Source organism: Corynebacterium sp. SCR221107, from assembly GCF_027886475.1.
Taxonomy (GTDB): Bacteria; Actinomycetota; Actinomycetes; order Mycobacteriales; family Mycobacteriaceae; genus Corynebacterium.
Genome location: NZ_CP115670.1, coordinates 1825675 through 1838976 on the forward strand (window position 1 = coordinate 1825675; position 13302 = coordinate 1838976).

10 protein-coding genes are annotated in these 13302 nt (G+C 54.9%); 7 read left to right on the forward strand and 3 right to left on the reverse strand.

Going from position 1 to position 13302, the window contains the following annotated elements; genetic code table 11:
• Positions 1-114 precede the first annotated feature (114 nt).
• The 4 genes from dtd to galE all read left to right on the forward strand — a co-directional run bounded on the left by dtd (position 115) and on the right by galE (position 4190).
• Positions 115-549 (forward strand): D-aminoacyl-tRNA deacylase, encoded by a 435-nt coding sequence (gene dtd / locus PAB09_RS07915; protein ID WP_271033148.1) that lies wholly within the window; start codon positions 115-117, stop codon positions 547-549.
• A gap of 312 nt (positions 550-861) precedes the next feature.
• The gene (locus PAB09_RS07920) at positions 862-1866 is read left to right on the forward strand and encodes a sigma-70 family RNA polymerase sigma factor (RefSeq protein WP_271033149.1); all 1005 of its coding nucleotides are present in this window, start codon (positions 862-864) and stop codon (positions 1864-1866) included.
• Positions 1867-2349: 483 nt separating this feature from the next.
• Positions 2350-3030 carry a metal-dependent transcriptional regulator gene (locus PAB09_RS07925; RefSeq protein ID WP_271033150.1) on the forward strand — a complete coding sequence of 227 codons (681 nt, stop codon included), beginning with the start codon at positions 2350-2352 and terminating at the stop codon, positions 3028-3030.
• Positions 3031-3206: 176 nt separating this feature from the next.
• The gene (galE, locus tag PAB09_RS07930; RefSeq protein WP_271033151.1) at positions 3207-4190 is read left to right on the forward strand and encodes a UDP-glucose 4-epimerase GalE; all 984 of its coding nucleotides are present in this window, start codon (positions 3207-3209) and stop codon (positions 4188-4190) included.
• A gap of 155 nt (positions 4191-4345) precedes the next feature.
• On the opposite strand, the gene PAB09_RS07935 is transcribed toward galE, so the two are convergent.
• On the reverse strand, positions 4346-5746 hold the full coding sequence (locus tag PAB09_RS07935; protein WP_271033152.1) for a DUF4192 domain-containing protein: 1401 nt from the start codon (positions 5744-5746) through the stop codon (positions 4346-4348).
• Between the two features lie 475 nt (positions 5747-6221).
• On the opposite strand from PAB09_RS07935, the gene PAB09_RS07940 reads away from it, so the two are divergent.
• Complete coding sequence (locus tag PAB09_RS07940) at positions 6222-7259, forward strand: PAC2 family protein (protein WP_271033153.1); 1038 nt, start codon at positions 6222-6224, stop codon at positions 7257-7259.
• Between the two features lie 73 nt (positions 7260-7332).
• Complete coding sequence (locus PAB09_RS07945; RefSeq protein ID WP_271033154.1) at positions 7333-9867, forward strand: DEAD/DEAH box helicase; 2535 nt, start codon at positions 7333-7335, stop codon at positions 9865-9867.
• Between the two features lie 273 nt (positions 9868-10140).
• Here PAB09_RS07945 and PAB09_RS07950 read toward each other — a convergent pair whose 3' ends face one another.
• Both PAB09_RS07950 and PAB09_RS07955 read right to left on the reverse strand, forming a co-directional pair.
• On the reverse strand, positions 10141-10665 hold the full coding sequence (locus tag PAB09_RS07950; protein WP_271033155.1) for a carboxymuconolactone decarboxylase family protein: 525 nt from the start codon (positions 10663-10665) through the stop codon (positions 10141-10143).
• Between the two features lie 6 nt (positions 10666-10671).
• Positions 10672-11268: a peroxiredoxin gene (locus PAB09_RS07955; RefSeq protein ID WP_271033156.1), complete on the reverse strand. Its 597-nt coding sequence runs from the start codon at positions 11266-11268 to the stop codon at positions 10672-10674.
• 420 nt (positions 11269-11688) lie between these two features.
• On the opposite strand from PAB09_RS07955, the gene PAB09_RS07960 reads away from it, so the two are divergent.
• On the forward strand, positions 11689-12621 hold the full coding sequence (locus tag PAB09_RS07960; protein WP_271033157.1) for a LysR substrate-binding domain-containing protein: 933 nt from the start codon (positions 11689-11691) through the stop codon (positions 12619-12621).
• Positions 12622-13302: the final 681 nt, after the last annotated feature.

Genomic DNA, 13302 nt, shown 5'->3' on the forward strand with positions numbered 1-13302 from the left:
TAGGCGGAGGCGATAAACTTCCCGCGCCTGAAGCCGTGATGATTGAGCGCGCGTCGATAAGACAATCAAGAGCCCACAACCACCACTTACTACGAATTGGAGCCTAGAAGTATTATGAAAGCCGTGCTGACCCGCGTGAGCCAAGCCAGCGTGACCGTCGACGGGGAGATTACTGGGGCAATTTCCTGCGAGGAAACCGGAGGGATCCTCGCCCTGATCGGCGTGGGGGAAGCCGATGAGCCACAAGCATGGGAGAAGATGGCGGACAAGATCGCCCATCTTCGCATTCTCGAAGGGGAAAAATCGGCACTCGACGTGACAGCGCCGGTCCTGGTGGTGAGCCAGTTTACGCTCATGGGCGCGACAGCGAAGGGCAGGCGCCCGTCATGGTCGGCTGCAGCCAAGGGCGAGGTAGCCGAACCAATCATCACCAAAATTGTTGCGAGGCTGCGCGAATACGGCTTGTCAGTGGAAGAAGGACGTTTCGGCGCGATGATGAAGGTATCTAGTATCAACGAAGGGCCTTTTACGGTGCTTGTTGAAACCTAAGGGACCTGTCCTTCCTCACTCCTCCCTGAGGCTGTTTTCTCCATGGCATTTGAATCGACCTACGTGCAGCAACGTGTTGAGATATTGGGGTGCTTTCAAGGGGTGGAGACACGGCCCCCTAAACATCGTTCAACACGTGAGTCGGCCACCACCTATACAACAAGGTGACACAATTACTACGTTCACGACCGAAAAAATAACTAAGAAAACTGCAGTTCACATGGGCTAACAAAACAATTTCGGATTTGATGGAACTTTCGGATGAACTCCCTCGTTGGAAGAAATTGAAGCGCCACACAAAGGAGGTCCTTTATGACAAGCCCTGCAGCACACGACTCTGCAGAATTTGACCTTGAGGCAGAGGAGACAGCCACCGGCACTCGTCGTGGACATACCAATGACAATCCTTCTGCCGACCTGGTCAGGGTATACCTCAACGGCATCGGCAAAACCGCGCTGTTGACCGCCGAAGATGAGGTTGAACTGGCAAAGACCATTGAGGTCGGACTGTATGCGGAATACCTCCTAGAGAACTCACCGGAACCACTCACCCGCGCCATGAAGCGCGACCTCAAAGTGCTCGTCAAGGAAGGACGCAAGGCAAGGTCGCACCTACTGGAGGCCAACTTGCGCCTCGTCGTTTCCTTAGCAAAGCGCTACACCGGTCGTGGCATGCCCCTGCTGGACCTCATTCAAGAGGGTAATCTCGGCTTGATCCGCGCGATGGAAAAGTTCGATTACACCAAGGGATTTAAGTTCTCCACGTACGCGACGTGGTGGATTCGTCAGGCAATTACCAGAGGCATGGCGGATCAATCGCGCACCATTCGCCTTCCTGTTCACCTCGTCGAGCAGGTCAATAAATTGGCTCGCATCAAGCGTGAAATGTATCAAAACCTCGGCCGTGAAGCCACAAATGAGGAACTCGCCGCAGAGTCTGGGATTGATGAATCAAAAATTGAAATCCTGCTGCGACAGTCCCGCGACCCAGTAAGTCTAGACATGCCGGTCGGCGCGGATGAAGAGGCCCCCTTGGGTGACTTTATCGAGGACTCCGAGGCCGCCGATGCCGAATCGGCAGTAGTAGCTTCCCTTCGCCACAGCGATATCCGCGAAGTGATCGGCACCCTGGAACCTCGCGAACAAGACGTGATCCGAATGCGCTACGGTCTAGACGATGGAGTTCCGCGCACCTTGGATCAGATTGGACGAACATACGGTCTTTCACGCGAACGTGTCCGTCAAATCGAGCGCGAGGTCATGGCAAAACTCCGCGACGGCTACCGCGCTGCCCGTCTCCGCGAATACGCTTTCTAAGTTCGAGCCATTCACCACCTGCCCCAGGGTGCACCTGGCCGGAACCTGTTTCAGCATGTGCTGGGTTTCGGCCTTTTCGTGCGCAAGGATCAACGATTATCCAGTTTGCGACCACAGTTACTGAAGGCTCCTTCTAGGATCCGAGCATGACACACGAGGTACCGGTGCGCTCAATGCACAAAACCGATAGATAGCATTCGCCTATACATAGCACCGTTTCCGGTATTTGCTATTATTATTTACGGTTAAGGCACAAACAATATTGCCTCAATGCCTGCCACCTCGATGTATGTGGGGTCTAGAATGTGAGAAGTTGTTTTGATACTTATGAAAGCAATCAAAGCAATACCCGCGAAAGCACACTCACTGTCACCTCACGCCAGACGGGCGGCCGGCGAATACTGCATGGCTCAATAATTGGACGCGAACCGTTAAAATCGGATTTATCGCACCATCGGATGATTAAGGGAGAATGATAGCCTCATGAAGGACTTGGTCGATACCACAGAAATGTATCTTCGCACCATTTATGAGCTGGAAGAAGAGGGCATTACTCCCCTCCGCGCCCGCATCGCTGAGCGCCTCGAGCAGTCTGGCCCCACGGTGAGCCAGACTGTGGCCCGCATGGAGCGAGATGGGCTCGTCGTAGTAGCCAACGACCGTAGCCTGCAAATGACGCCAGAAGGGCGTCGCTTAGCCACCGCAGTCATGCGCAAACACCGCTTGGCTGAGCGGTTGCTGACCGATGTCATTGGGTTAGATATTCAAAAGGTTCACGATGAGGCGTGCCGCTGGGAACATGTCATGAGCGAGGAAGTGGAGCGTCGTCTCGTGGACGTTTTGGATGATGTTGACCGCTCCCCATTCGGTAATCCTATCCCGGGATTGAAGGATTTGGGCGTGAGCAAGCAGGACAAACTTGAGCCTGGCCTGCGAGCAATCGATGTGAAGTCGGATGGCCCAGTTCAAGTTAAAGTGATTCAGATCAATGAGATCCTTCAAGTTGATGTAGATCAGTTTGCAGCCCTCATGGATGCGGGCATTACCGTTGGCGCGGTGTGCTCCCTCGATAATCGAAACGGGCGCGTCTACCTAAGCTCTGGTGATAACTCGGTCGAGCTTCTTGATGATCTAGCGCACGCAGTGCGCGTTGAGCTAATCTAGTAAGGTCGTTTTCGCTTTTCCACCTCACTCATTTTGCGTAGGGTTTGGCCGGGTCTTATCCCGGCCTTTTTGCTGCTATAGCTGACTTTTCCGCTTGATTTCTTACTAGTGCTCTCAAAGCAGTAACGTCATTTTCGTACGACCGATTTTTCAACCCCATGAAGGCGAGTGAAAACATGAAGCTTTTGGTCACAGGCGGCGCAGGCTATGTCGGCAGTGTATGCGCCACGGTGCTACTCGAGGAAGGCCACGAGGTTGTCATCGTGGATAACTTCACCACCGGCAATCGTGAAGCGGTGCCCGCGGGCGCTACCCTTGTCGAAGGTGATGTCGCCGAGGTAGCCGGTGACGTGCTGTCCGCTGGTGATTTCGATGCCGTAGTTCACTTCGCCGCACGCTCACTGGTTGGCGAATCAGTGGACAAGCCCGATGAGTATTGGCACCACAATTTCGTGACCACGTTGGCGCTGCTTGATGCCATGCGTGCCAATAATGTCAACAACCTTGTTTTCTCCTCTACCGCTGCGACCTACGGCGAGCCTAAGGTCGTACCCATCACCGAGGACGCGGAAACCAAGCCCACCAACCCCTACGGCGCCACCAAATTGGCCATCGACTACGCCATTAGCTCCTATGCAAAGGCATTCGGCTTGGCGGCGACGAGCCTGCGCTACTTCAATGTTGCTGGCGCATATGGAAACGTTGGGGAAAATCGCGAGGTAGAAACCCACCTCATCCCGCTTATTCTGCAAGTCGCCCTAGGGCACCGCGATAAGATTATGATGTTCGGCGATGACTGGCCAACCCCAGACGGCACTCCCATCCGCGATTACATCCACATCCGCGACCTCGCCCAAGCACACGTTCTGGCACTGCAGTCCAACGAAAAAGGCATCCACCGCATCTTCAACTTAGGATCCGGTGACGGCTACTCCGTCAAGGAAGTCATTCAGGCGTGCCGTGAGGTCACCGGTCACCCAATCCCAGCCGAGGTAGCCCCGCGTCGTGCGGGTGACCCGGCAGTTCTCATCGCCTCGTCCGAGAAGGCAATGCAGCAACTGGGGTGGCGGCCCCAATTCACCGACATTCACAAGATCGTTGAGGATGCTTGGGCATTTACCTCACAGCTTGGCGACAAGGCACACTCCGCTCGCCGCTAAGTAGTCAAGCATTTTTCTCCTTTTAAGTGGGGGTCTTTGCCTACCTTTCCTAGGCAAGGACCCCCACGCACTCCATCATGTCCGGCTGTGGCGTAGCTGCAAGCTCAGTAGATTCTGACCAAAAGCATCCAAGTACTCACACGCCGGCAACCATATTAGGCAACTTCGGGGTCCTTGTCGGCCGAGTTTTCTGTAGTTCCTCCCGCAATCCTTCTCAGGGTCTGGACCGAAACCCCGTTTTCCACCAAGGTCGTTTCTGCCCCAAGAGCCATCGTGTCAACGACCTCTTTGGCAAAACCTCGTTGATAACCCAAACGGATAAGGTTTGCTAGCCGATGATCCGGCATTTCCTCGAGTACGGCTTGGAGCGCGACGGGAACCCTAAAGGAGGAGGGCTCCCCCAAAGTGAGCGCAGCATACAAACTCAATGCGTTCGCCCTCGTGATACCGGTATATGAAATTGCCACCTCATGCAGGAGGTTTCGCGCGGAAGTCTTGTGCCGTACGAGAAGTGCTAGCGCGCAATCACGTAACCAGGTTCTCGACATCCACGTCGCAAGCCAAACTACTGTCGCGTGTCCTGGGGATGGAATCTCATCGAGTTGATACCTGCCCGCGGACTGACCCTCTTGACCGTCCTTTAGACCACCATAGATTTCCACTACGAATGAATTCCCCACGTCTCCTGTTGCCGAAGCGCTATCTTCCACACACCCCTCGGGCAAGCGATGCGGGAGCTGTCGGTGACGATCAAGGATAGTTTGTAATACTTCGAGTTCCTTTTCCAACAATCGGGCATTGCCATGAATCTGAGCCTCAAGCCACACAGCGTTGGCGACCAAAGTGCCTGGATCCTTGAGCAAAGTGTCGTATCGAGGGCGGAAGTAGTCAATTGCGCTGGTCCTATTGATCTCTGGAAGCTCTCCCGCTGCGATGAGATCCTTCATTGCCGGGGATGCAGCGATTAGGGGGATTACTCCTTCGATCCACTCCTGGCCAATGCCATCAGCATCAGGAAAGTGCGACTGAGCGGCGAATATCAGCCTGTACTTTGCCTTCGAGACGATTTCTTCAGTGTGCCAGGCACCCAAGATGTCAACTTCTTCACAGCTTGCCACGTTCAAAAGCACCTCAAAGATCCCGTAGTCTTGACACAGTTGCTCTCTCCCAACGACAAGGGCGAAGATGAAGTCAGCTCCGACCTCACGGATCGCATAGGCGGCGTCGGAAAGCAAACGGACATCTTTGATATCAAGGCGCAAGACAGGCCCTAGGCTGAAGTACTCCCCCGTCTGAGTATCGTCTGACGAACCCTTATCACTGTCATTGAGGCCAACCTCTCCCAGCACTTTGGTTTCCGGATGCCCCGGGGCTGTTGAGTTTTCAGGAGCACCCGTGGCTGAGTTTGCCGGATGAACATTCGATCGCTGAAAGCCAGCGAGCAGTACTGAGTCATGCGGGAAGTACCCAAGGACCGCCGGTAGCACCGCAAATACTTCGCCTGGGCTGTGCAAGGGATTTATCCTTTTATCTTTGAAATCTGAATGTGCTGTCATGCACCTCACGATCGCAGATGAAGATTTTTCTTCAAGAACGGTTGCGTACGTTGTCGAAGATCTGTGGATAGCGTGACTAGAGTGGCTAATGTGACTAAGAAAGTGCTGAAATTCCACAGGGTGGCGCTTGGTACACGGTGTCTTTCGATTTGGAGCCCCAGCTTTCTGGCTGCGAAATCGCGATCCGAATTCCTTCGACCTACGCAGGAAGAACCTATAAGGGAACAAATTTTCCAAACTTTGCGTTATGCATGACGTATGAAGGCAATGGCCTTCGCACCGAGGGATTTTTCTGCCATCGCTCCTTCACTAGGGCGGAAACAAAGAAATGATCTCTGCGTCTGAGAATCTCGATGGAGACCAAGAATTTCAAGCTTTCATCGAAACTCGGCCACCCATCCGATCGCTTCGTAATCGGAGATGGTGCGAAGGTCCTAAGCCACACCGCCAGTACCTTTTGCGAAGGAGATTGATCATGCCAAATGAGAACGAAAGCATGTACGAGCTGCAGTTCCCTGCGCCTTTCGTCGCAAACCCTGGTGCCGAAGGCCCCACTCTCGTCGTTGCCTTGAACGGATATGCAGATGCAGGGCACGCGGTAGACAGTAGTGCAGATCACCTCTTGGCTGCCCTTGATCACCGCTTGCTGGCCAGCTTCAACAGCGATGAGCTCATCGATTACCGCTCCCGCCGCCCAGCGGTCACCATCGATCACAACACGGTCGTCGACGCGAACGACGTCCAGCTGGAAATTAACGTGCTCCGAGATTCGAAGGGCACGTCATTCCTCTTGCTAAGCGGGCCAGAACCAGATTTGCGATGGGATGGTTTTACCCGAGCAGTGGCAGAGATTGTGGACAAATTTAAGGTGTCCCAGACGCTGTGCTTGTACGCAGCGCCAATGACCGTGCCTCACACCCGTCCCCTCGTGGTCACCGCCCATGGTAATGCCGCCCACCTTATTGATAGTCAATTCACGCTGGATTCAAAGATCACGGTTCCGGGTTCTGCTTCTTTGCATCTCGAAAGGCTGCTGAACAAGGAAGGCCACGACGTCGCCGGTTACACCGCACACGTTCCCCACTATCTGTCAAGCTCAAATTACCCGCAGGCAACCTTGAGCCTGTTGCAGGCGGTGTCTGATGTGACTGGTTTGGAGCTGCCACTGCGCAGCCTCGAGGCCGATGCGCAGCGTTCCGCCCAGCAAATCGAGGAGCAGGTCGCTGCCTCGCTGGAGGTCGAGCAGCTCGTTCGAATGCTTGAGCAGCAATATGACGAAGAGCTCGAGCGCTACCAGGAGCGTCACCCTAATGCGCTCATGCCTCATGAGAATGAAGTTAATGCGGAAACACTCGGTGAGGAATTTGAACGATTCCTCGCGGAGCTCGATGCAGAGTCGGGTAATCCACAGTACAAGGATGAATCCAGCTCCGATCCATCTCTCGGATTGCCCAAGGCATCCGGCGAAACCGATGATTTGGACGACAGCGGCGACAAGCCCACGAACGAGTAATGCTTCACTAGTTCGGATGGGGTGCCACCACAAGGTGGCACCCCTTCCTTTTTGCCTTGTAAGGTTGGACATTGTGAATCTCACTCAGATGCTGCCAGACCTCAAAGAAGTACCCGAGTCCTTGGTCGATGAATCCATCTTCGACTCATTTCTTGCTTGGACTCGTGAGCGCGGCATAACCCTCTACCCAGCGCAAGAAGAGGCCGCATTGGGCATCTTGGCTGAAGACAATGTCATTTTGGCAACCCCCACAGGATCGGGTAAATCGATGGTCGCCATTGCCGCCCACTTTATTGCCATGGCACGTGGGCAGCGAAGTTTCTACACTGCTCCCATTAAAGCTCTGGTGAGCGAGAAGTTCTTTTCGCTGTGTGAAATCTTTGGCCCAGAGTCCGTCGGAATGATGACCGGCGACGCCACGGTCAACGGAAACGCCCCTATCATTTGCGCGACTGCCGAGATCGTCGCCAACATCGCGCTGCGTGAAGGCGCAGATTCTAGAATCGATCAAGTGGTGATGGATGAATTCCATTACTACTCCGAGCCCGACCGTGGGTGGGCATGGCAGGTACCGCTGCTGGAACTTCCCAAGGCGCAGTTCTTGCTTATGTCCGCCACGTTAGGCGACACCAGTTTTATCACCGAAGACCTCAGCAAGCGCACTGGGCGTGCAACGAACGTGGTGGGAAGCGATGCCGAACGTCCGGTGCCGCTAGAGTTTGAATTTGTTTATACCCCAGTCCACGAAACCATTGACAACATCCTCAAAGAGGATAAGGCTCCCGTCTACGTTGTTCACTTCACTCAACGTGAGGCCGTGGAGCGTGCACAGTCTCTCACCAGCATGGATATCCTTTCCAAGGTGGAAAAGGATCGCATCCGAGAAGAGATCGGCGCTTTCAAATTCACCACCACCTTCGGCCGCACCCTATCAAAGCTGTTGCGACGGGGCATCGGAGTCCACCATGCGGGTATGCTCCCAAAGTATCGACGGCTTGTCGAAAAGCTCTCTCAGACCGGATTACTCAAGGTGATCTGCGGAACAGACACCCTCGGGGTGGGTATCAACGTTCCGATCCGCACGGTGCTATTCACGGGGCTAGCCAAGTTTGACGGTAGCAAGCAGCGGATTCTCGCCTCGCGGGAGTTTCACCAGATCGCCGGACGCGCGGGGCGAGCCGGCTTTGACACCGTTGGCTATGTGATCATTGAGGCAACCGAGCATGAGATTGAAAACTGGCGCGCACGCCAACGCGCGGGACAGGATCCGAAAAAGCTCAAAAAGCTGCGGTTGAAGTCGGCCCGCGAGGGAGAGGTGACGTGGACGCACAAGACCTATGAGCGATTGATCCAGGCACAGGCGGAGCCATTGACAAGCCAGTTCAGGGTTTCGAACCCCATGCTGCTTAACGTCATCGCACGTGGTGGAGACGTCTATGGGAATCTCAAAGCACTCCTGCGCGGCAATCACAATTCGCGGGAGCGCCAGAACAAAGACATCCTCACCGCCCTTGAGCTGTTTCGCGGCCTGGTGCAGGCAGGCATCGTCGTCGGGAAGCACGATGGCGATACCAAGACTTATGAACTTACCGAAGACCTGCAGCGCGATTTCGCCCTCAACCAACCCTTAGCACCATTCGCGCTGGCAGCGCTCGAACTGCTTGACCCCGAGTCTGACAGCTACAGTCTCGATGTCATTAGCGTGTTTGAGTCGGTTCTTGACGATCCACGTCCGCTGCTGATCGCGCAGCAAAAGGCTGCCCGCGGCGAGGAAATTGCACAACTGAAGTCTGAGGGGGTGGACTACACCGAGCGAATGAAGCTTGTCGAGGACATCACCTGGCCCAAGCCGTTGGATGACCTGCTAGAGGACGCTTTCGATACCTACTGCGGCGGACATCCGTGGGCACGCGAGTTCGAGCTTTCACCCAAGTCCGTGGTCCGCGACATGCTCGAAAACGGCATGACGTTTTCAGATTTGATCGCAACTTACGCAATTGCGCGCGCCGAGGGCGTCGTCTTGCGTTACCTCACCGATGCGTGGCGCACCCTTCAGCACTCCATTCCGGCGGACAAACTCAATGATGAGCTAGAAGACATCATCGTGTGGCTCGGAGAATTGATCTTGCAGGTGGATTCTTCGCTCGTCGACGAATGGGCGCAGTTAGCAGATCCCGATGCGCCCATCAGCAAGGAGGCTTTAGCACAAGAGCTCGCCTTCGGGGTGGAAGATCCCACTGCTTTGACTGCCAACCAACGTGCCTTTAGCATCATGGTCCGCAACCTGTTTTTCCGAACCGTCCAACTCTTTGCCCTCGAGCGCGAGGATCAATTGGCTGAGATGTTTAGCTACCTAGACGATACCCCTGACTTCCCGGCGGCGATGGATGATTATTTCGATGAGTATTCAGATGTGGATACCGGCGCCGAAGCCCGCGGTCCCGCCTACCACCTAGTAGAAAAGGACGGAAGGTTGTGGAAAGTCCGGCAGATTATCAAGGATCCGAACAACGATCGATCTTTCGCCTTTGTCGGATTAGTCGACCTCGATGCCTCCGATGAAGCTGGCGAAGTACGTCTGCGCAGCCTGTCCATAGAACAGAACTAATGGTGCTCTCCTACCCAGATACGTGTGGGTAGGAACGGAAGGTTTCGGTCAAGTACGAAGCGGGTTCAGACTGCGAAACGTCCCGTTTGCCTTTCAGACTTTTTCCGCATGGCTAGATTCGCTTGGCGCTTATGCGCCCCACACCATAGAAAATCCGGTACTCATCCAATCAAGGACAAGCACCGGATTCTCCCAAAGCCTACTGCCAAAGCTTCAGCCCACCGGCCCGACGTCAAACAAACCGGCAGACACGACGCTTTGAGTTAGGCGTAATTAGCGTGCAGCTTCGATCTGAATAGCCTGTGCGACAGCCTGAACGATTGCGGCAACGCGAATTGCCTCCCAGACCTGCTCCTTGGTCAGGCTTTCCTCGCGAACGGTGTGTTCATGCGAAACGAGGCACTGCTCACAGCCGTTGATGGAAGAAACAGCCAGGGACCACAGCTCGAAGTCGGCCTTCTCAACGCCTGGCTTGGAGATGATGTTCATGCGCAGGCCGAACTTGACCTGTGCATAGTCATCACCGAGCCAGTGCTTTGCGCGGTAGGCCACATTGTTCATTGCCATGACCGTGGCAGCGCCGTAGGCAGCCTCGATGGCCTCGGGCGACAGGTGGGACGCAGCCTCCTCCGCAATCTCAGAAATCACGGTGTCGTTGCGGGTAGCTGCCGCGCAGGCAAGCAGGGTACCCCACAGCTGCTGCTCATTGAGCTCGGTGGAGCGAGAGATGGTACCCAGGTTCAGCTTCTGATCCTTGGCGTACTCCGGGAGAGATGACTTGAGGTTATCGATAGACATAGGCGGTTAATTCAGGCCTTCCTGGAGCTCAGCGAACTTGTCGATGTTCTTGGTTGGGTCGTTCTTCTGCCAGTTGCAAGCGCAGACCTCTTCGGACTGCAATGCGTCGAGCACGCGCAGAACCTCGTCAACATTGCGACCAACAGCATCCGGGGTAACGGAGACGAACTGGATGATGCCGTCTGGGTCGATGATGAAAGTGGCACGGTCAGCAACGCCGTCAGCGTTCTCAACGCCGAGGGCCTTGATGAGGTCGTGCTTGATGTCGGAAAACATCGGGAACGGGATCTCCTTCAGCTCTGGGTGGGTTGCACGCCAGTTGAAGTGGGAGAACTCGTTATCCACGGAGCCACCGAGAACCTGGGTGTCACGGTCCTGGAATTCCTCATCCAGCTTGCCGAAGGCAGCGATCTCGGTTGGGCACACGAAGGTGAAGTCCTTCGGGTAGAAGAAGACGACCTTCCACTTGCCCGGGTAGCTTTCGGAAGTGACGGTCTCGAAGTAGTCCTCCGGCTGCGTGGCGTTCACATCGTGCAGATCGCCACCCTTGAGGGCGGTGAGGGTAAACTCAGGGAACTTCTCGCCTACGGTCAAAATAGCCATCTCATGTCCTCCAATTAGGCTAGGTTTGAAAATTAGTGCCAACTATTGGTGCTGGTCGACCCTTCCCACCGTGTTGGCCTGCCGGTCGCCACACCCAAATGTGCAGCTCCGAAAAGTCGCTTTTCGCAAAAGAAAATCCCAGTTCAACAGGCACCATTTCAAAGGCACCTCACCAAACCGACTAAAGGTAAGAGTTTTCTTTATTGAATCCAACCACCAAATAAAGTTTAGGCTCCGCCATCCAGTAGCGCTAGCGACTAACCCCTTTATGGCCAAGGCCTTCAAGTGTATAGCGCCAGTGATTAGCCAAAAGGCCCGCATTTGGTTCACCTAACTAATCAAGAGCCTCCAATATACTAAACCTATCTAATTGGCGCTGTCAATATGAAATCCCTCTGAACTTGTATATAGTTTATAGGTATGGCCAATAAGGAATACCGCCCTACGCTTGCGCAGTTACGTACCTTCGTGACTATTGCCGAGAACAAGCACTTCGGCACGGCTGCAGCAAAGCTCAACATCTCACAGCCCTCGCTTTCCCAGGCGCTGGTGGCCCTTGAGGCCGGTCTGGGAGTTCAACTCATTGAGCGTTCCACCCGGAGGGTGATCGTCACTCCTGCCGGCGAAGGTCTACTCCCCTATGCCAAGGCAACACTGGATGCGGCCGATACTTTCATCGCGTTCGCCCATGGTGCTTCGGGGACGTTATCTGGACCTTTGTCCTTAGGTATCATCCCCACCATCGCGCCGTATATCCTTCCGGGACTGCTCGAGAGCACTCAACGCGACTTTCCAGATCTTGAACTGCGCATCGTCGAGGATCAAACTCAGCATCTTTATCATCAGCTCAAGGACGGTCACATCGACTGCGCAGTGTTGGCTCTTCCCACGGAACAGCATGGGCTTACAGAGGTTCCGCTCTATGAAGAAGACTTCATCATGGTGGTGCCAGCCAATCACCCCTTTGCCGGGCGCGATGACCTTCAGCTCAAACACCTCAAGGATGTTGATCTCCTCCTGCTCGAAGACGGCCACTGTCTCCACGATCAGGTTGTCAACCTTTGTCGACAGGTGGAGGTCAATCCGGAGACCTCCCCCTTGGCTGAAACTCGCGCCGCATCATTGACCACCGTGCTTCAGCTCGTCGGCGCAGGAATTGGCGCGACCCTCGTCCCCGAATCCGCGGTCCCCATCGAGTGCCAACGCCCCACCATCCGTACCGCACATTTTGGCCCCAACGTCACTGCGTCTCGCAACGTGGGTCTGGTTTTTCGTTCCTCTTCTACACGCGTCGAGGAATTCCAGCAACTTGGAAAACTCGTTGCTGACGCTTATCGGGCAGTCATCGCTTAAACCCACCTTCTGTCGAAAGCGCGGTCTGATTCCGCAGTGCTTCCATGGCACATGTGCTTTACGTGCTAATCGGTTGTGCTCACAGCTTTCGCGTTCGTTGCCTTAACGACGTTGCAAGGCGCGCAGAATCTAGCGTTGACTCCGCGAACTACGTGCGTGCCCGCCACGGCGACTGCAGCTAGGGCACCACTTTGTGTGGGCCAGTTAGTATTTCGACTCGTTTTCATCCTTATGGCTAGGCAGGCTGGAGGTACCTCACTTCCGGCCTGTTTTTTTTGTTCTCAAGCAATACGTTGCGCGAGGTGGTTCGCGCAAGCTCGATACACACGAAAACCACAGGAGTCGGCTAGTTTATGAATGCTACTTTGCTTTCCGACGTTTCCTAGGCGTCCTGCGAATGCACGCGCCTAAGCCCTACCACGCCCCGCAGAACAAGCCGTGCCCGCAGTCCACCACGAGGCCGTACTGTGCCGACCATGGTCGTCGGAAAGCGATAATGCACAAGACATAGCAAGGCAAAAGCAGCCGCGCCAACAACCTCGCACGGGCAGGACCTACAGGTGTCAGTCGCGAAGAACGCCGCGAAGATCACTGTGGCGACTAAGACTCAACCTTGCGTATGAGTCGCTCCAGGCAAGTGTCATCCCTCTCGACGCCACCTTTGCTTGCCTTCCGTGCGCA